The organism is Streptomyces sp. WAC 06738, from assembly GCF_003945505.1.
Classification (GTDB): Bacteria; Actinomycetota; Actinomycetes; order Streptomycetales; family Streptomycetaceae; genus Streptomyces.
This window is the reverse complement of record NZ_CP029618.1, coordinates 4,044,523-4,063,681: the sequence shown is the minus strand read 5'-3', so window position 1 is coordinate 4,063,681 and position 19,159 is coordinate 4,044,523. Positions and strand designations below refer to the sequence as shown.

The following is a 19,159-nucleotide window of genomic DNA, read 5'->3' as shown; positions in this document are numbered from 1 at the left end:
CACGCCGTTCATAACGGGCGGATAACGGCATCATGCGCTCCTGTTCCGATGTTCACCTTCAGTTAACCGCCACCACCGGCCGCGTCCGCAGACGCCGATTTCCATGAGAGGCGACGAAGGGGGTGGTGACCGACCGATGGACACACCGGCGATACCCGGCCAGCGACACGGACATGTCCTGCTGCTCGCCGATCCGGACGAACAGGTGGCGCACGATCTCGCGGAGCACCTGGCGGGCCATCAGGTGAAGGTCGTCTTCTGCTCCGACGGAGCGGAGGCGCTGCTCCAGGTCGGCCTGCAGTCCCCCGACGCCCTGCTCGTCAGCGCCAGACTGCCGCTCGTGCCCGGCGCCCGGGTGGTGGAGGTGCTGCGGCGGCGCAGTGCCACGCCGGTCATCATCGGCGTCGGCCCCGACGACGCGGAGGACGCCGTGGAGGCGCTCACCGCCGGGGCCAGCGCCTGTGTCGCCCGGCCCTACCGGCCGTACGAGGTCCTGAAGATGCTCGGCGTCGCCAGTCCGGCGACGTACGACGTGGACCAGACGGTGGCCTCAGGTCCGTACAGCGTCAACCCCGCCACCTTCGAGGCCCGCGTCGACGGCCGGCTGGTGCAGCTTCCGCTGCGCGAGTTCAAGCTGCTGCACCTGCTGGTGGCCAACGCCGAGAAGGTCGTCACCCGAGACCAGATCAGCGCCGAGCTGTGGGGTGGCAGCGCACCGAAGTCCAACACGATCGCCGTGCACATCCGTCGGCTGCGCGACCGCATCGGGGACAACCCTCACGATCCACGGATCATCCTCACCGTCCGCAACGTCGGCTACCGCTTCGTGCCGCCGGCCCCGGACCTCCCCTAGACCCCACGACTCCGTTCGTCTCGATTTGTTATCAGCCGCTCCTGGAAGTGCGGCCTCAGGAAGGAAAGTCCCCAGTGAAGTCTCAGAGCAAGATCCGGTACCGCACCGCGGCAGGCATACTCGCCCTCTCCAGCGCCCTCGTCCTCTCGGCGTGCGGCTCGGACGACAATTCGGACTCCGGCGACGACAACGCCAAGGGCGGCGACAAGAGCGCCGCCGCCGGCGGCGAGATCAAGTGCGGCGGCAGCGGCGAGCTGCTCGCCTCGGGCGCCAGCTCCCAGGACAACGCCGTACAGCAGTGGGTCGCGGACTACCAGGCCGCCTGCCCCGACGTGACGGTCAACTACAAGCCGGTCGGCTCGGGCGCGGGCATCGAGGAGTTCCTCAACGGCCAGACCGCCTTCGCCGGCTCCGACTCCGCGCTGGAGCCGGAGGAGGTGGAGAAGTCCAAGGAGGTCTGCTCCGGCGGTCAGGGCATCAACCTGCCGATGGTCGGCGGCCCGGTCGCCATCGCGTACCACCTGGAGGGCGTGGACGAGCTGGTGCTCGACGCCGAGACCCTGGCGAACGTCTTCAGCGGCGAGATCAAGCAGTGGAACGACGACGCCATCGCCAAGCTGAACCCCGACGCCGAGCTGCCGGACACCAAGATCCAGCCCGTGCACCGCTCCGACGAGTCGGGCACCACCGAGAACTTCACCGCGTACCTGAACACGGTCGTGAAGGACGCCTGGCCGGACGAGGCCGACAAGAAGTGGCCGATCGAGGGCGGCCAGGCCGCCACCGGCTCGGCCGGGGTGTCCTCGCAGGTGAAGCAGACCGACGGCGCCATCTCGTACATGGAGATCTCGCACGCCGAGTCCAACGACCTGAGCACCGTGAAGCTGGACACCGGTGCCTCCGAGCCCGTCGAGGCCACCGTGGAGAACGCCTCCCAGGCCATCGCCGTCGGCAAGCGGGTCGGCCAGGCGCCCGACATGGCGCTCGAGCTGGACTACGCCACGAAGGAGGAGGGCGCGTACCCGATCACCCTCGTGACGTACGAGATCGCGTGCGACAAGGGCAACAAGCCGGAGTCCCTGGACGCCGTGAAGTCCTTCCTCGCCTACACCGCCAGCGAGGCCGGCCAGCAGTCGATCGTCGACGTCGGCTACGCCCCGCTGCCCGCGGAGATGGCCGCCGAGGTCGTCAAGACCGTCGACAGCCTGTCCTGATCCCCCCTCCCGCCGGCCGGCGAACCACACCGCCGGCCGGCGGGGGCCATCCGGTGCACCGCCGCCGGGACGCGGGCGCAGACCGCGCCGTCGCCCCACACCAGACCGGAGATTCACGTATGACTGCTCCACCCACCGACATAGAAACCCCCGCCCCACCGCCGTCACAGGTTTTGCTGTCGAACGGCAAGGGCGGCTCCCGCCGCGGCGACAAGGTCTTCTCCGGCCTGTCGAAGGGGTCCGGGATCGTACTGCTGCTGATCATGGCCGCGATCGCCGCGTTCCTCGCGTACCGCGCGTCCCTCGCCCTCGCGGACAACGAGGGCAACTTCCTCACCACCTTCGAGTGGGACGCGAACGCCATCCCGCCGAAGTTCGGCATCGCCGTCCTGGCCTTCGGCACGGTCGTCTCCTCGATCGTCGCGATGGTCATCGCGGTGCCGATCGCCGTGGGCATCGCACTCTTCATCACCCACTACGCGCCGCGGAGGCTGGCGGCGCCCATCGCGTACGTCATCGACCTGCTGGCCGCCGTCCCGTCCATCGTCTACGGCCTGTGGGGCGCCCTGTTCCTGGTGCCGCACCTGGTCGGCACGTACGAGTGGCTGGACCGCTACTTCGGCTGGACCGTCGTGCTCTCCTTCGACGGCACCGCGCCGCGGTCGCTGATGACCGCGGGCATCCTGCTGGCCGTGATGATCCTGCCGATCATCACCAACGTCAGCCGCGAGGTCTTCGCCCAGACCCCCCGCCTCCAGGAGGAGGCCGCGCTGGCGCTGGGCGCCACGCGCTGGGAGGTCATCCGCATGACGGTGCTGCCCTTCGGCCGCTCCGGCGTCATCTCCGCCTCGATGCTGGGCCTCGGCCGGGCGCTCGGCGAGACGATGGCGGTGGCCACCGTGCTGTCGCCGTCGGCGCTGCTGTCGGCGGAGATCCTCCAGGCGGGCGGCGGTACGTTCGCGCAGAACATCGCCGCGTCGTTCGGCGAGTCCGGGCAGTTCGGGCGGGACGCGCTGATCGCCTCCGGCCTGGTGCTGTTCGTCATCACGCTGCTGGTCAACGGCGCCGCCCGGCTGATCATCGCGCGCCGCAAGGAGTACTCGGGGGCCAACGCATGAGCGACGCACACGCGGCTGCCCAGCCGCACCCGACGACGCTGACCGCACCTCCCGCCGCGTGGGCGGAGAAGCGAATGATCGGGGAGGAAGCATGAGCGCGCAGACCATCGCCGACAAGCGGCCGGTCGACCGGCTCGGCATCCAGCACCCGCGGCTGCCCCGCTTCGCGCCCCTGGGCATCGCCGGCGGCGCCGCCGCCGTGGCCGTGGCCATCGGCGTGCTCGCCGGCCTCGGCAACCGCATCCAGTGGGGCCTCATCGCGGCGATCCTCTTCGTCGTCGGCCAGTTCGTCATCTCGACCGCGGTCGAGGGCGGCCGGCAGGCGAAGGACCGGCTGGCGACCTCCCTGGTGTGGGTGGCGTTCCTGCTGGCCGTCGTCCCGCTGGCGTCGCTGATCTGGGAGACCGTCAGCAAGGGCATCAAGGTCACCGACGGCTACTTCCTCACCCACTCGATGAGCGGCGTGGTCAACGTCGCGCCCGGCGGCGGCGTCTACCACGCGCTGCTGGGCACCATCGAGCAGGTGCTGATCGCCACGCTGATCGCCACCCCGATCGGCCTGCTGACCGCCGTCTACCTGGTGGAGTACGGCCGCGGGGCGCTGGCGAGGGCGGTGACGTTCTTCGTCGACGTCATGACGGGCATCCCGTCGATCGTCGCCGGCCTCTTCGTCCTCAGCCTGTGGATCATGATCCTGGACTTCGGCTACTCCGGCTTCGCCGGTGCGCTGGCCCTGGCGATCCTGATGATGCCCGTGGTGGTCCGCTCCACCGAGGAGATGCTGAAGCTCGTCCCGAACGAGCTGCGCGAGGCGTCGTACGCCCTGGGCGTACCGAAGTGGAAGACGATCCTCAAGGTCGTCCTCCCCACCTCCATCGGCGGCATCACCACCGGCGTCATGCTGGCCGTCGCCCGCATCACCGGCGAGACCGCCCCCGTGCTGCTGCTCGTCTTCGGCAGCCCCGCGATCAACAACAACCCCTTCGACGGCGGCCAGGCGTCCCTGCCGCTCTACATCTACCAGCAGTGGGGGGCGGGTACGTCGGCGTCGTTCGACCGCGCCTGGGCCGCCGCCCTCGTCCTCATCGTCTTCGTGATGATCCTCAACCTGCTGGCCCGCGGCATAGCCCGCTGGAAGGCCCCGAAAACCGGCCGCTGACGGCCAGAGGAGAAGTGATCTGACATGGCCAAGCGCATCGACATCAGCGGCCTCACCGCCTACTACGGCGACTTCAAGGCGATCGAGGACATCTCGATGGCCGTCGAGCCGAAGTCCGTGACGGCCTTCATCGGCCCGTCCGGCTGCGGCAAGTCCACCTTCCTGCGCACCATCAACCGCATGCACGAGGTCATCCCGGGCGCGCGGGTGGAGGGGAAGGTGATGCTGGACGACGAGAACCTCTACGGCTCCGGCGTCGACCCCGTCTCCGTACGGCGCGTGGTGGGCATGGTCTTCCAGCGGCCCAACCCGTTCCCGACGATGAGCGTGTACGAGAACGTGGCCGCGGGCCTGAAGCTCAACGCCCGCTACAAGAAGTCCGAACTGGACGACGTGGTGGAGAAGTCCCTGCGCGGCGCGAACCTGTGGAACGAGGTCAAGGACCGCCTGAGCCGCCCCGGCTCCGGCCTCTCCGGCGGCCAGCAGCAGCGTCTGTGCATCGCCCGCGCCATCGCCGTCGAACCCCAGGTGCTCCTCATGGACGAGCCCTGCTCCGCGCTCGACCCGATCTCCACCCTCGCCATCGAGGACCTCATCGGGGAGCTGAAGACGCGGTTCACGATCGTCATCGTCACGCACAACATGCAGCAGGCGGCGCGCGTCTCGGACCGCACCGCGTTCTTCAACCTGGCCGCCGTCGGCGAGCCGGGCCGGCTCATCGAGATCAACGACACCGACAAGATCTTCTCCAACCCGTCGGTGCAGGCGACCGAGGACTACGTGTCGGGCCGCTTCGGCTGAGCCGACGACTCCGGCCGGAGTCCCGGGGGACCCCGGCCGGCCGAGCCGTCTTGCGGTGCTGCCTGGCGGTGCCGCCGCAAGACACCGGGGCCCGCCCCGCACACCCGGGGCGGGCCCTTCCGCTCACTCCTCCGCCAGCGCCGCCTCCGCGGGCCGCGCCCGGAGGGCCGCCCAGCCCGGCACCAGGGTGGCGGTCAGCGCGAGGGCCACGGCAGCGGAGACGATCGCGGCGTAGATGGAGAGCGGTCCCGAGGGGAGCAGGCTGTCCGCCGCCGCGTGGCTGAACGGCACCAGCGCGGTGGCCGCGGCCGCCGTGCCGAGGGCCACGCCGATCCCGGCGACGATCAGCGCCTCGATCGTCAGCATCCGCAGCACCTGCCGCCGGGTGGCGCCGGCCAGCCGCTGCAGCCCGAACTCGCGGCGGCGGCCGGAGACGGAGAGCACCAGGTTGTTGACCACGGAGATCGCCGTGTACGCGACGATCATGCCGACCATCAGGTAGTTCACCCACGCCTGGGTCTCGGTGTCCTTGATATTGGCCTCGATCAGCTCGTCGCGGTCGACGACGGTGGTGCCGGGGTGGTCCGCGAGGGTCTTCTCCAGGTTCGCCGTCAGCGCCGCGGCGCTCGTCCCGTCCGCGGCGCGTACGAGGATCTGCTGCGGCAGTGCGCCGTCGGTGTGCGCGGCGAGGAGGTCCGCGGGCAGGAACACGGTGTCGTAGCCGGCGCGGCCCTCGAAGAGCACCGCGATCCGCAGCTCGGCGACGGCGCCGTCGCCGAAGCGCACCTCGACGGTGTCGCCGACGCCCCGGCCGTCCGCGGCTCCCGCGGGCAGGGCGACGGTCCGCCCGGTGAGGCCGGCGACGTCGCCCTCGACCGGGTCCAGGGCGGTGGTGCGGGCGGCCCCGCGCGCGTCGATCCCCTGGAGCGGTACGCCGTCCTCGTCGCCCATGCCGTCGATCCAGCCGGTGCTGGTGACGTACGCGCCGGCCGCGGCGACGCCCTCGGTGGCGCGGACGTCGGCGGTGAGCGCCGGGTCGAGGGTGCCGGAGGCGGAGTCGACGACGGCGTCGGCGCGCAGGTTCACGGCGTACGCCTCGCGGGAGGCGTCGGTCTGGGTGGTCTGCAGGTACAGGTTCGCGGTGGCCATGGCGACCGCCAGCATCACCGGGGTGACGACGCCCGCCATCCGGACGGCGCGGGCCCGGGCGGTGAGGACGGCGAGTTCGCCGCCGGCGCCGGTGACGGCCTTCACCGGGCCCGAGATCAGCACGGTGCACAGCTTCGTCAGCCCCGGGCCGAGGAGCGCGAGGGCGATGGCCGCGCAGAGCACGGTGGGTCCCGCGGTGCTGGCGGCGATCGGGCCGTCGAAGAGCACCCAGGTGAGGATGGCCAGCGCGACCGCGCCGGCGAGGAAGAGCAGCGCCGCCACGATCCGCGCCGGGGTCGCCCAGCGGGTCCGTACCGCTGACTCCGCCATCGCCTCGACGGCCGTGACCTTCACCCCGCGCCGGCCGCCGAGGAAGCCGCCGAGCAGCGAGGTCAGCAGCAGCGCGCCGGCCGCGGCGACGGCGGGTATCCAGCCCTGCTCGTACGCGACGGCCTCCGACACCATGCCGCTGCCGGTGAACTCCTCGAAGAGCCGCTCCCCCGCGGGCGGCCCGGCGAACCAGCCCGCCGCGCCGGCGACCAGCGCGACCATCAGCGTCTCGGCGAGCAGCAGCCGGCGCAACTGGCGCGGGGTGCCGCCGATGGTGCGGAGCAACGCGAACTCCCGGCGGCGCCGCTCGACGGAGAGCGCGACCGTGCCGGAGACGACGAAGACCGCGACGAGGGTGGCCATCCCGCCGAAGGCGCCGGCCAGCGCGATCAGGTCCTCCTTGCGGGTCAGCACCTCGGGGTACTCGACGGCGCCGCGGTCGTCGCCGGAGACGACCTTCGCCGGGGTCTGCGCCTTCGCGGTGCGGTCCGCGACGACCTCGCCGAGGCGGTCCTTCAGCTCGCCGTGGTCGGTGCCGGGCGCGGCCGTGACGGCGATGTCGGCGACGGCGGGGGAGAGCGCGCGGGCGCGGTCGTCGGTGAAGAACACGGCGCCGCGGTCGACGGCGTGCGCGGTGCGGACCACGCCGGTCAGGCGGTACGCCTCGGCGCTCCCCTGCGCCGCGACGCGCACCTTGTCGCCGGGGCGCACGCCGTACGCGCGGGCCGTCGCCTCGTCCAGCACCACGTCGCGGGCGCCCTCGGGCGCCCGGCCTCCGGTCAGCTCGTACGGGGTGACGGCGGCGGAGGACCAGCCGTGGGCCTGCGCGTCGGGGGCGTCGCCGGCCCCGAGCACGGCGGCCTCGAAGACGCGCTCGGGGACGGCGCGTGCGACGCCGGGGACGTTCCGTACGGCCGCGGTGAGGGAGTCGTCGAGGGCGGGGCGCTCGGGGAGGACGGCGGTCTCGTCGCCGCGGGGGAGGTCGCGGTCGCCGGTGACCACGAGGTCGGCGCCCGCCAGGCGCTGCGCCGGCGCGTTGTTGCGTATGCCGGTCTCCAGCAGACCGCCGCACGTCATCACGATGACGGAGCCCAGGAAGAGCGCCAGGAAGGTCGCCGAGAGCGCGGCGGTTCTGTGGCGGAGCGTACGGATGGCCATGGCCCACATGGGACGGTTCCCCTCTGCGATGTCGATGACATCAACCTAGGAATTCGCGTCCCCGCGTCCCATGGGATGCCCACCCGGCTCCGGGGTGTACCTGGCACCACCACGGGCCGGGGGCCCGCCGGGCGCCCCGGCCCGTACGCCGGTGGGAAAGCCTCTCCGCTACGTGCCCTACTTGGCCTGAGGCCTGCGCAGCTCGATGTGCAGCTCGCGCAGCCGGGCCTCGTCGACCTCGCTGGGCGCGCCCATGAGCAGGTCCTGGGCGTTGCCGTTGAGGGGGAAGGCGATCGTCTCGCGGATGTTCGGCTCGTCGGCCAGCAGCATCACGATGCGGTCGATGCCGGGCGCGATCCCGCCGTGCGGCGGGGCGCCGAAGCGGAACGCGCGGAGCATGCCGCCGAACTCGCGCTCCACCTCGTCCTTGCTGTACCCCGCGATGCCGAAGGCCTTGAACATGACCTCCGGCTCGTGGTTCCGGATCGCACCGGAGGACAGCTCGACGCCGTTGCAGACGATGTCGTACTGGTACGCGAGGATGTCCAGCGGGTCCTTGGTCTCCAGCGCCTCGATGCCGCCCTGGGGCATCGAGAACGGGTTGTGCGAGAACTCGATGGCGCCCGTGTCCTCGTCCTTCTCGAACATCGGGAAGTCGACGATCCAGCAGAACCGGAAGACGCCCTCGGCGAACCGCCCGGCACGCTTCGCGGCCTCCACCCGCACCGCGCCCATGATCTTGGAGACCTCGCCGGTCTCGCCCGCGCCGAAGAACACGGCGTGCCCGGCTTCCAGGCCGAGGCGCTCGGTGAGCACCCGCACGTTCTCCTCGGTGAGGAACTTCGCGATCGGCCCGGAGAGCGCGCCGCCCTCACCGACCCGCACCCAGGCCAGGCCCTTCGCGCCCTGCTCGACGGCGAAGTCGCCGAGCGCGTCGAAGAACTTGCGCGGCTGGTCCTGCACGGCCGGCACCGGCAGGGCCCGGACGTGCTTGCCCGCGAACGCCTGGAACTCGCTCTCCGCGAAGACGTCCGTGACGTCCGACAGCTCCAGCTCCGCCCGCAGATCCGGCTTGTCCGAGCCGTACTTGACCATCGCCTCGCGGTACGGGACCCGGGGGAACGGCGACGTGACGTGCCGCCCGTCGCCGAACTCCTCGAACAGCTCCGTCATCACCTTCTCGATGACGGCGAAGACGTCCTCCTGCTCGACGAAGCTCATCTCCATGTCGAGCTGGTAGAACTCGCCGGGGGAGCGGTCGGCGCGGGCGTCCTCGTCGCGGAAGCAGGGCGCGATCTGGAAGTAGCGGTCGAACCCGGCCATCATCAGCAGTTGCTTGAACTGCTGCGGGGCCTGCGGCAGCGCGTAGAACGTGCCGGGGTGGAGCCGGGAGGGGACCAGGAAGTCGCGGGCGCCCTCGGGGGAGGTGGCCGAGAGGATCGGGGTCGTCAGCTCGTTGAAGCCGAGGGCCGTCATCTTCTGCCGGATGGCCGTGACGACGGCGGTGCGCAGCATGATGTTGCGGTGCATGCGCTCGCGGCGCAGGTCGAGGAAGCGGTACTCGAGCCGGCGCTCCTCGCCGACGCCGTCCTCGGCGTTGATCGTGAACGGGATCTGCTCGGCGCCGCCGAGCACCTCCACGTCGCCGACCTCGATCTCGATCTCGCCGGTGGGCAGCTCGGGGTTGACGTTGTCGGCGCCGCGGGAGACGACCTTGCCGTCGATCCGTACGACGGTCTCCTTGCTGAGGTGCGCCAGCGCCTCGTTCCCGGGGGTGCCGGGGCGGGCGACGAGCTGGACGATGCCGTAGTGGTCGCGCAGATCGATGAAGAGGATGCCGCCCAGGTCGCGCCTATTGTGCAGCCAGCCGGAGAGGCGGACGTCGCTGCCGACGTCGCTCGCGCGCAGCTCACCACAGGTGTGGGACCGGTACCGGTGCATCATCCATCCAGTTCGTCGGACTCGTCGTCTTCGGCTTGGTTCGCTCGCGGCCGGGGGGGCCGGGCCGGGAGGGCGCCGTTCGGCCAGGGGAGTGTCCAGCCCGCCAAGACTACCGCCCCCGTCTTCCCCGGCCGCACGCGGGCAATCACCTTAAAATAGGGCAATGCGCACCGAGGAGGTCCTGGCTGCCGTCGGCACCGGGGTGTGGAGCTGGGACACCGCCTCCGGCACCGTGACCATGGACGCCGAGGCCGCCCGGCTCGTCGGGCTGCCCGAGCGGCCGGCGGAGACGACGGCGGCCGACGTCCGGGGCCGCTGCCACGGGGTGGACTACGTCGAGCTGGCCGGGGCGATGGACCTGGCCCGCACGGAGGGGACCGTGGCGGAGGCGCGGCTGCGGATCGTGGACGAGCGGGGGACGGTGCTGCGGGTCGTACGGACCAGGATGCGGCCGTTCCGCGACGGTGAGCCGGCGGCGGGGGGACACGGTACGGACCGGGCGCCGGGCGCCGGTCCCGACGCGGGCACGGGCGGCGGCCCGGCCGCGGGCCCCGGCACCGGCACCGGGCCCGCCGCCACCGGACCCGCCGCGGCCGCCGACTCCGGTGACGTGGTCATGTCCGGCATCGTGCAGGAGGTCGTGGAGCCGCTGCCCGGCGCCAGCGCCGGCACCTCCCCGCCGTCCCCGCTGACCAGCGACTGGCGGCTGTCCCGCGAGGCGTTCCTGCTCGACGCGGGGCGTGCCCTGGCCGAGTCCCGCGGCACCGACCAGGTGCTGCGCGTCGCCGCGTCCCTGTCGATGCCCGGCTTCTCCCCCGACGGCATGGCCGTCTTCGGTGTCGAGGGCAACCACCTCAAGGTCATCGGCCAGCACGGCTACCGCCCCGAGGACGAGGAGCCCTTCCACGACATCCCCCTCGACTCCGACTACCCCGGCTCCGTCGCCGTCCGCACCGGCCGCGCCCTCTACATCGCCGGCCGCGAGGAGTACCGCCGCCGCTTCCCCGAGGCGTGGCGGCTCGCCGGCCGGCTGGGCCGGCGCTCATGGGCGTACGTACCGCTGATCGTGGCCGGCCGGGTCATCGGCGTCTGGCTGGCGGCCTTCTCCCACCCCGCGCCCTTCACCCCCGACGAGCGCTCCGTGCTCACCACGGTCGCCCGCATGCTGGCGCAGGCGCTCTCCCGGGCGCACGTGCACGAATCCGAGCGCGAGCTCTCCGCCGGGCTGCAGCGGAGCCTGATGCCGGAGGAGGTGCCGCCGACGCCGGGCATGACCGTCGCGGCGCGCTACGTGCCGACCGGCGGCGGTCTGGAGATCGGCGGCGACTGGTACGACGTGATCACGCTGCCGTCCGGCAAGACGGCCGTGGTCATCGGCGACGTGCAGGGCCACGACGTGCGCGCGGCCGGGCTGATGAGCCAGTTGCGCATCGCCATCCGCGCGTACGCCTCGGAGGGCCACCACCCCGACGCCGTCCTCACCCGCGCCTCGCACTTCCTCACCCAGCTCAACCAGCGCGAGGGCCTCGAAGGCGACTCCCCGCCCGACGACGCCGACCCCCGCTTCGCCACCTGCCTCTACATCAAGGCCGACCCGGCCGCCGGCACCCTCTCCATCGCCCGCGCCGGCCACCTCGACCCGGCCATGGGCATCGGCGACGGCACCCTCCTCGTCCGCCCCACCGAGGGCGGCCTGCCCCTGGGCGTCGTCGAGGACCCGGACTACCCCGTCACCCGGCTGGCCATGGAGCCGGGCGAGCTGATGCTGCTCTGCAGCGACGGGCTCATCGAGACCGGCGGCCACGACCTGGAGACCGGCCGCGACCGGCTGCGGCGGGCCTACGCCGAGCACGTCGGCGACGACCTGGAGACGCTGGCGGACGCGCTCATCGACGCCGTCAGCGGCCCCGGCTCCCACGCCGCCCCCGGGCCGCACGCGGAGCGCCGGGAGGACGACATCGCGCTCGTCCTCCTCCGCCGCGACCTGCCGCCGGTCGAGGGCGAGCCGAGCGCGCCCCCCGCCACCGGCCGCCACATGCACCTCACCGTCCCCCAGGCGGAGCAGCAGCGCACCGCGGACGCCCGCCACGAACTGCGCGCGATGCTCTACGACTGGGCCACCCCCGCGCAGGTCGACTCCGCGGAACTGGTCCTCTCCGAACTCATCGCCAACGTACTGCTGCACACCGACAGCGACGCCGACATCAGCGCCGACGTCGAGGGCCCCCGCGGCAACCGCACCCTCCGCGTCACCGTCTCCGACGCCGACACCGGCCTCCCCCACCTGCGCCACCCGGGCGAGATGTCCTCCTCGGGCCGCGGGCTGTTCCTCCTCCAGGAGCTGTCGGGCGAGTGGGGCACGGAACCCCGGGGCGACGGCAAGGAGATCTGGTGCGAGTTCCACGAGGAGGACTGGCCGAACCTCTGAGGTCAGGCGCCGTCCGCGGCGGGGATGGTGCCGAGGCGGCCGGACTTGAAGTCGTCGAAGGCCCGGGCCAGTTCGGCGTGGGTGTTCATCACGAACGGGCCGTACTGCCTCATCGGCTCCCGGATCGGCAGGCCGCCCAGGAGGACGACCTCGAATGTCTCGCTCCGGGAGTCCTGCGCGGCGTCCGCCCGGACCGTCAGCGTCTCGCCGGGGCCGAAGAGCACCGCCTGGCCCATGGCGAAGGGACGGGACCCGGGGCCCGCGGTGCCGCTGCCGGCGAGGGCGTACGCGAGGGCGTTGAAGTCCGCGCGCCAGGGGAGGGTCACCGCCGCGCCGGGGCTGACGGTGGCGTGGATGAGGGTGATGGGGGTGTGCGTCGATCCCGGGCCGGCGTGGCCCGCGAGGTCGCCGGCGATGAGGCGGAGCAGCGCGCCGCCGTCGGCGGAGGCGAGGAGCTTGACGTCCCGGCCGCGGAGGTCCTGGTACTTCGGCGGGATCATCTTGTCCTCGCGCGGCAGGTTCACCCAGAGTTGCAGCCCGTGGAAGAGGCCGCCGCTGACGACCAGTTCCTCCGGCGGGGTCTCGATGTGCAGGAGCCCGCTGCCGGCGGTCATCCACTGGGTGTCGCCGTCCGTGATGACTCCGCCGCCGCCGTGGGAGTCGCGGTGCACGAGCGTGCCGTCGATGATGTACGTCACGGTCTCGAAGCCGCGGTGCGGGTGCCAGGGGGTCCCCTTCGGCTCGCCGGCGCCGTAGTCGACCTCACCCATGTGATCCAGCATGATGAACGGATCGAGATGGGTGTAGCCGATGCCGGCGAACGCGCGGCGGACCGGGAAGCCCTCGCCCTCGTAGCCCTGCGGCGCGGTGCTGACGGTGCGCACCGCGCGGGCCTCGGCCGTGGCCGGGGGCGGGGAGATCCGGGGGAGAAGCAGGGGATTGTCGGCGGTGACGGCAGGCATGGGGTCTCCTCGGTTGGTCCGCCCTCAGGTGGTTGAGGGTTAAACGACCTCCGGGAGCCTTCTCATTCCCCGCTCAGCCGTACATGCGGCGCATCGCGAAGTCGACCATCTCCTCGACCGCCTTCGCGTCCACGACCATCCGGTGGTCGCCCTCGATGTCGAGCACGAAGCCGTACCCCGTGGGCAGCAGGTCGATGACCTCCGCGCCGGTGACCGTGAAGTACTTCGACTCCCGGCCGGCATAGCGCCGCAGCTCCTTCAGCGAGCTGAAGAGCGGGATCACCGGCTGCTGGGTGTTGTGCAGGGCGAGGAAGCCGGGGTTGTCGCCGCGGGGGCAGTAGATCTTGGAGGTGGCGAAGATCTGCTGGAAGTCCTCGGAGCCGATGGCCCCGCCGGTGAACGCCTTCACCGCGTCGGCGAGCGACGGCGGGGCGGGCTGGGAGGGCTCGGGGTAGAGGGGCTGCTCGGCGTAGCCGGGGGCGGGCTGGTCGTACGGCCCGGGCGGCGCGGCGTACTGGTGCCCCTGCGGGGGCGCCTGGGGGTGGCCCGGCGGGGCGCCGTAACCGGCGGACTGGTCGTAGCCGTACATGCATTCAAGCCTAGCCGCGCCGGGGGCGTACGGGTGGGGACTCCGCCGGCCGGAGGGATGTGACAAGACGAGGGTTGCGTTTTATTACTGACGGGTAGCATCATGGGAGGTCGCTGATCCCTTATGCCTGATACGGAGCCTGCGCATGGGCCACTACAAGTCGAACCTCCGGGACATCGAGTTCAACCTCTTCGAGGTGCTGGGCCGCGGCGACGTCTACGGCACGGGCCCCTTCGAGGACATGGACACCGAGACCGCGCGGAGCGTGCTCACGGAGATCGCCCGGCTGGCCGAGAACGACCTGGCCGAGTCCTTCGCCGACGGCGACCGCAACCCGCCGGTCTTCGACCCGGAGACCGGCACCGCCCCCGTCCCGGCGGCCTTCAGGAAGTCGTACGAGACCTACATGGACGCCGAGTGGTGGCGCCTCGGCCTGCCCGAGGAGATCGGCGGCACGGCGACGCCCTCGTCGCTGATCTGGGCGTACGCCGAGATGGTGCTCGGCGCGAACCCCGCCGTGTGGATGTACGCCTCGGGTCCCGCCTTCGCGGGCGTGCTCTACGACGAGGGCACCGAGGAGCAGCGCAAGGCCGCGCGGCTGATGGTCGAGCGGCGCTGGGGCTCGACGATGGTGCTCACCGAGCCGGACGCCGGCTCCGACGTGGGCGCCGGGCGCGCGAAGGCGCTGGAGCAGCCGGACGGCACGTGGCACATCGAGGGCGTGAAGCGCTTCATCACCTCCGGCGAGCACGACATGTCGGAGAACATCGTGCACTTCGTGCTGGCCCGCCCGGAGGGCGCGGGGCCCGGCACGAAGGGGCTGAGCCTCTTCGTCGTGCCCAAGTACGACTTCGACTGGGAGACCGGCGAGCTGGGCGAGCGCAACGGCGTGTACGCCACCAACGTCGAGCACAAGATGGGCCTGAAGGTCTCCAACACCTGCGAGCTGACCTTCGGCGACCGGCACCCGGCGAAGGGCTGGCTGCTCGGCGGCAAGCACGACGGCATCCGCCAGATGTTCAAGATCATCGAGTTCGCCCGGATGATGGTCGGCACGAAGGCCATCGCCACCCTCTCGACCGGCTACCTCAACGCGCTGGAGTACGCGAAGGAGCGCGTCCAGGGCCCGGACCTGGCGCAGTTCACCGACAAGACCGCGCCGCGCGTGACCATCACGCACCACCCGGACGTGCGCCGCTCACTGATGACGCAGAAGGCGTACGCCGAGGGCATGCGCGCCCTCGTCCTCTACACCGCCTCCGTGCAGGACACCATCCAGGTCCGCGAGGCCGCGGGCGAGGACGCCTCGGCGCAGCACGAGCTGAACGACCTGCTGCTGCCCATCGTCAAGGGGTACGGGTCGGAGAAGTCGTACGAGCAGCTCGCCCAGTCGCTGCAGACCTTCGGCGGCTCCGGCTATCTGCAGGAGTACCCGATCGAGCAGTACATCCGGGACGCGAAGATCGACACCCTCTACGAGGGCACCACCGCCATCCAGGGGCAGGACTACTTCTTCCGGAAGATCGTCCGCAACCAGGGGCAGGCGCTCACCTCGCTCGCCGAGGAGATCAAGAAGTTCCTGGCCGAGGCGGTCGGCGGGGAGCAACTGGCCGCCGCGCGGGACGAGCTGGCCAGGGCTGCGGTGGACCTTGAGGCCATCGTCGGGGTGATGCTGACCGACCTCGCGGCCACCGAGAAGGACGTGAAGTCCATCTACAAGGTGGGGCTCAACACCACCCGCCTGCTGATGGCCTCCGGCGACGTCGTCATCGGCTACCTGCTGCTCAAGGGCGCCGCGGTGGCCGCGGAGAAGCTGCCGGGCGCGGCGGCGAAGGACGTGCCGTTCTACCAGGGCAAGATCGCGGCGGCGACGTTCTTCGCGCGGAACGTGCTGCCGGGCGTCGGCGTGCAGCGGTCGCTGGCGGAGAGCACGGACCAGTCGCTGATGGAGCTGGACGAGGCCGCATTCTGAGGCACGGGACCGCCGGGCCCGGGTCCGGCGCCTTTTGACGACGACGAAGGCGCCGGATCCGGACCCCCCGGAGGGCTCAGGGGGCGGGTCAGTCCCGGTAGCCCCAGGCGGCGGCGTACTCCGCGAGCTGCGGCGACAGCTCGGCGGTGCGCTCCTCGAAGGTGCGGGCCGCCTGGATCCGGCCGGACTTGATGTTGTCGCTGCGGTCGCCGAGGTTGGGGCGGAGCCGGCCGTGGTCCTGCTCGCCGTACGCCAGCATCGACTCCTCGAACTCCACCTCCAGGTACGCGCACACGCCGCGCATGACCCGCTCGGGGTCGGAGGTCAGGTCCTCGTACGTGAGGGTGTGGCCGTCGAGCGCGGTGCGGGCCCGCTCCAGCGGCTCGAAGTACTTCAGCGCGTTCGCCTCGTTCTGGGCGCGGGTGGAGGTGTTGGACTTGCGGTTGTCCAGCGAGCTGACGACGCCCTCGGGGTGGCGGAGCAGGAAGAGGAACTTCGCCTTCGGCCAGGCGTACGTCAGCCGCTCCCAGGCCCACACGTTGCCCGGGGTCTTGTCGACGACGATGTCCTTGCCGCTGCGCTCCAGCTCCAGATGGAGCACCCGGTCCCAGAGCACGTGCTCCAGCTCCACCTTGTCCAGGCCCAGTTCGAGCATCGACTGGTCGGAGAAGCCGGGGGTCAGCTCCACGCCGAGGGTGCGCAGGTGCAGCTCGTGCGGGGCGCGTATGCGGGAGTGGCTGTTGAGCAGCATGCGCAGCAGGGTGGAGCCGGAGCGCACCGGGGCGAGGACGAAGACCGGCGCCTCGACCTGCCGGGGCATGGCCTCCACCCCGTAGTCCATCGCGACCGTCTTCTTGGGCGGGCGCGGGCCCTTCGGCTTGGCCGTCTCCGGCGTCTTCTGCGGCGTCGCGGCCTCGGGCGACACCTGCGCCGCCGGGACCGCCTCCGTGCCCGGGCCGGTCAACTGCCGCGGCGGCCGGAGCGCCTCGCCCAGCAGCCTGGCTCTGCGCTTGATGCCCGTGTTCACGACTCCCATGGCGCCTCTGCCACCCTTCCTCGCACCGTGCCTGCCCGTCACTCCCCCCGCGCGGACGGCCGATGCCTCATTGGCAACAGGCGACGCGCACCCGGACGAACGTAGGACAACGATTCGGCAAAGGCAATGGCTCGATTCCGCTTCTCACCCACGTCTTAGGCTTTGCCCATGACGTCTGCTCCTCCGCCCCGGTTCGACCGCAGCCACACCGATGACCTCGCCGGGTACCTCACCGCCTCCCCCACGCCGTACCACGCCGTGGCGGAGGCCGCCCGGCGGCTGGAGAAGGCCGGGTTCACCCAGCTCCGGGAGACCGACGCCTGGGACGCGTCGGCCGGCGGCCGCTACGTGCTGCGCGGCGGCGCGCTCATCGCCTGGTACGTGCCGGAAGGCAGCGCCCCCGAGACGCCGTTCCGCATCGTCGGCGCCCACACCGACTCGCCCAACCTGCGGGTCAAGCCGGTGCCGGACACCGGCGGGCACGGCTGGCGGCAGATCGCCGTGGAGGTCTACGGCGGGCCGCTGCTCAACAGTTGGCTGGACCGGGACCTGGGCCTCGCGGGCCGGCTGACGCTGCGCCCGGGCGCGACGCACGCGGACGCGGGGGCGAGCGGCGGTGGCCGCGGGCCGGGCGGCGCCGAGGTGCTGCTGGTCAACGTCGACCGGCCGCTCCTGCGCGTACCGCAGCTCGCCATCCATCTCGACCGGGGCGTGGTCACCGAGGGCCTCAAGCTCGACAAGCAGCGCCACTCGACGCCGATCTGGGGCCTGGGCCCCGTGCACGAGGGCGACCTCGTCGAGTTCCTGGCCGCGGAGGCAGGGGTCGCGGCGGGCGACGTCATCGGCTGGGACCTGATGGTCCACAGCGTCGAGCCGCCGGCCTACCTCGGCCGCGACCGCGAACTGCTCGCGGGCCCGCGCATGGACAACCTCCTCTCCGTGCACGCCGGCGTCGCCGCCCTCGCCGCCGCGGCAACCGCCGGCACCCCGCCGACGACGATCCCGGTGCTGGCCGCCTTCGACCACGAGGAGACCGGCAGCCAGTCCGACACCGGCGCGGAGGGCCCCCTCCTCGGCACCGTCCTGCGCCGCACCGTCGCCGCCCGCGGCGGCACGTACGACGACACCGCCCGCGCCCTGGCCGGCTCCGTCTGCCTCTCCTCCGACACCGGCCACGCCGTGCACCCCAACTACCCCGAGCGCCACGAGCCGGGCCACCACCCGATGCCAAACGGGGGGCCGATCCTCAAGGTCAACGTCAACCAGCGCTACGCCACGGACGGCGCCGGCCGCGGGATCCTCGCCACCGCCTGCGAACGGGCCGGGGTGCCGTGGCAGACGTTCGTCTCCAACAACGCGATGCCCTGCGGCACGACCATCGGCCCCATCACCGCGGCGCGCCACGGGATCACGACCGTGGACATCGGGGTGGCCATCCTCTCGATGCACTCGGCGCGGGAGCTGTGCGGCGCGGAGGACCCGCACCTGCTGGCGGGCGCGCTGGCGGCGTTCCTGACGGAGTGACCCCGGCGGGCCTCCTTTCGCAGGCGGGCCTCCTCTCGCAGTCGGGTCGTCGTCGTAGTCGTAGTAGTCGTGGGCTCGGTGTGGGGGCGCGGGTGCGGGGCGTGGGCGGGTGCGGGTCCGCGGTGCCGCCCGTAGGGCGTCAGCCGTACGGCTTGATGGCCACCGTCGCGTCGAGTTCCAGCGCGTTCTCCCCCGCCGGGGCCGGCAGGCCCAGCACCCGGTCCAGGATCCGGCCGCCCGGGCGGCCGCACCCCTCCGTGCGCGGAGCGGTGAACTCCCTGTCCGCGGCGGCGAAGGAGACCACCAGCGGGTCTTCGGATATCACCTCCGTGGGCCGGGTGTCCTTCAGCACGAGGTGGATCGGCTCCGAGGCCGCCGGGCCGATGGAACAGCCCTTCGGGAGCAGCGGGCCGCCGACCGCGAGGGTCAGGTCCAGCTCGCCGCGGCGCACGTCGTCGGCTTCGAAGTCGCTGTAGCCCCCGTACCGCGGCGTGAGCGTCAGCGGCGTCCCCCCGACCCGGATCGGCTCGGCGGTCATCTCGCCGAACACCTGCGCATACGCTCCGTCGACCCGGCCCTCCGCGAAGGTCAGCGTCATCGGCCGCTCGACGGGCTCGTCCACGCCGCCGACGCGCAGCCGTCCCGTCGCGTGCATCACCTCGCAGCGCCAGGTCCCGGGATCGGCGCCGGCGGGCAGCTCGCCCGCCGCCGGGCAGGCGCCGAAGTCGAACGCGGCCCCGGGCGGGCCGGCTTCCGCAGCGGTGGCTTCCGCGGTGGACTCCGCGGCGGCGGGGACGGCGCCGGTGGTGAGGGCGGCGAGCAGGGCGGTGAGCGCGGTGGCCGCGAGGCGGGCGGCGCCCGTTCCGTACGACCCGCGGTTCCAGTTCTTCTTCATGCCCGCAGCATTACAGAGAATTCTCTGCAA

Annotated in this window: 14 protein-coding genes; 8 read left to right on the top strand and 6 right to left on the bottom strand. The window is 72.1% G+C overall.

The features are described from left to right. Window positions 1–136: 136 nt before the first annotated feature. The 5 genes from DMB38_RS17550 (at window position 137) to pstB (ending at window position 5,145) form a co-directional block, all read left to right on the top strand. Entirely contained in the window at window positions 137–853 is a 717-nt protein-coding gene (locus tag DMB38_RS17550; protein ID WP_240662329.1) for a response regulator transcription factor, read from the top strand. Between the two features lie 74 nt (window positions 854–927). Beyond that, window positions 928–2,067: a phosphate ABC transporter substrate-binding protein PstS gene (pstS, locus tag DMB38_RS17545; protein WP_125935978.1), complete on the top strand. Its 1,140-nt coding sequence runs from the start codon at window positions 928–930 to the stop codon at window positions 2,065–2,067. A 119-nt stretch (window positions 2,068–2,186) separates the two neighbouring features. Beyond that, the gene (gene pstC / locus DMB38_RS17540) at window positions 2,187–3,185 is read left to right on the top strand and encodes a phosphate ABC transporter permease subunit PstC (protein WP_206337705.1); all 999 of its coding nucleotides are present in this window, start codon (window positions 2,187–2,189) and stop codon (window positions 3,183–3,185) included. Between the two features lie 91 nt (window positions 3,186–3,276). Continuing rightward, window positions 3,277–4,344, top strand: a complete 1,068-nt coding sequence (pstA, locus tag DMB38_RS17535) for a phosphate ABC transporter permease PstA (protein ID WP_125935977.1) — start codon at window positions 3,277–3,279, stop codon at window positions 4,342–4,344. A 24-nt stretch (window positions 4,345–4,368) separates the two neighbouring features. After that, window positions 4,369–5,145 (top strand): phosphate ABC transporter ATP-binding protein PstB, encoded by a 777-nt coding sequence (gene pstB / locus DMB38_RS17530; RefSeq protein ID WP_125935976.1) that lies wholly within the window; start codon window positions 4,369–4,371, stop codon window positions 5,143–5,145. 123 nt (window positions 5,146–5,268) lie between these two features. On the opposite strand, the gene DMB38_RS17525 is transcribed toward pstB, so the two are convergent. Continuing rightward, on the bottom strand, window positions 5,269–7,782 hold the full coding sequence (locus tag DMB38_RS17525; RefSeq protein WP_240662328.1) for an FtsX-like permease family protein: 2,514 nt from the start codon (window positions 7,780–7,782) through the stop codon (window positions 5,269–5,271). Window positions 7,783–7,959: 177 nt separating this feature from the next. Beyond that, a complete protein-coding gene (gene aspS, locus DMB38_RS17520) occupies window positions 7,960–9,723 on the bottom strand; it encodes an aspartate--tRNA ligase (protein WP_125935974.1) in 1,764 nt (587 codons plus the stop codon). Between the two features lie 163 nt (window positions 9,724–9,886). Between aspS and DMB38_RS17515 the strand changes: the two genes are divergently transcribed. Further along, window positions 9,887–12,151, top strand: a complete 2,265-nt coding sequence (locus DMB38_RS17515; protein ID WP_125935973.1) for a SpoIIE family protein phosphatase — start codon at window positions 9,887–9,889, stop codon at window positions 12,149–12,151. Between the two features lie 2 nt (window positions 12,152–12,153). On the opposite strand, the gene DMB38_RS17510 is transcribed toward DMB38_RS17515, so the two are convergent. Both DMB38_RS17510 and DMB38_RS17505 read right to left on the bottom strand, forming a co-directional pair. After that, on the bottom strand, window positions 12,154–13,113 hold the full coding sequence (locus DMB38_RS17510; RefSeq protein ID WP_125935972.1) for a pirin family protein: 960 nt from the start codon (window positions 13,111–13,113) through the stop codon (window positions 12,154–12,156). 73 nt (window positions 13,114–13,186) lie between these two features. Next, window positions 13,187–13,702 (bottom strand): SseB family protein, encoded by a 516-nt coding sequence (locus DMB38_RS17505; RefSeq protein ID WP_047016866.1) that lies wholly within the window; start codon window positions 13,700–13,702, stop codon window positions 13,187–13,189. A 145-nt stretch (window positions 13,703–13,847) separates the two neighbouring features. Here DMB38_RS17505 and DMB38_RS17500 point away from each other — a divergent pair, with 145 nt between their 5' ends. After that, window positions 13,848–15,674: an acyl-CoA dehydrogenase gene (locus tag DMB38_RS17500; protein ID WP_125935971.1), complete on the top strand. Its 1,827-nt coding sequence runs from the start codon at window positions 13,848–13,850 to the stop codon at window positions 15,672–15,674. Window positions 15,675–15,762: 88 nt separating this feature from the next. On the opposite strand, the gene DMB38_RS17495 is transcribed toward DMB38_RS17500, so the two are convergent. After that, complete coding sequence (locus DMB38_RS17495) at window positions 15,763–16,710, bottom strand: sulfotransferase (RefSeq protein WP_125935970.1); 948 nt, start codon at window positions 16,708–16,710, stop codon at window positions 15,763–15,765. A gap of 168 nt (window positions 16,711–16,878) precedes the next feature. Here DMB38_RS17495 and DMB38_RS17490 point away from each other — a divergent pair, with 168 nt between their 5' ends. Then, complete coding sequence (locus DMB38_RS17490; protein WP_125935969.1) at window positions 16,879–18,234, top strand: M18 family aminopeptidase; 1,356 nt, start codon at window positions 16,879–16,881, stop codon at window positions 18,232–18,234. 139 nt (window positions 18,235–18,373) lie between these two features. Here the strand turns inward: DMB38_RS17490 and DMB38_RS17485 are convergent, their stop codons facing one another. Then, on the bottom strand, window positions 18,374–19,129 hold the full coding sequence (locus DMB38_RS17485; RefSeq protein ID WP_125935968.1) for a hypothetical protein: 756 nt from the start codon (window positions 19,127–19,129) through the stop codon (window positions 18,374–18,376). Window positions 19,130–19,159: the final 30 nt, after the last annotated feature.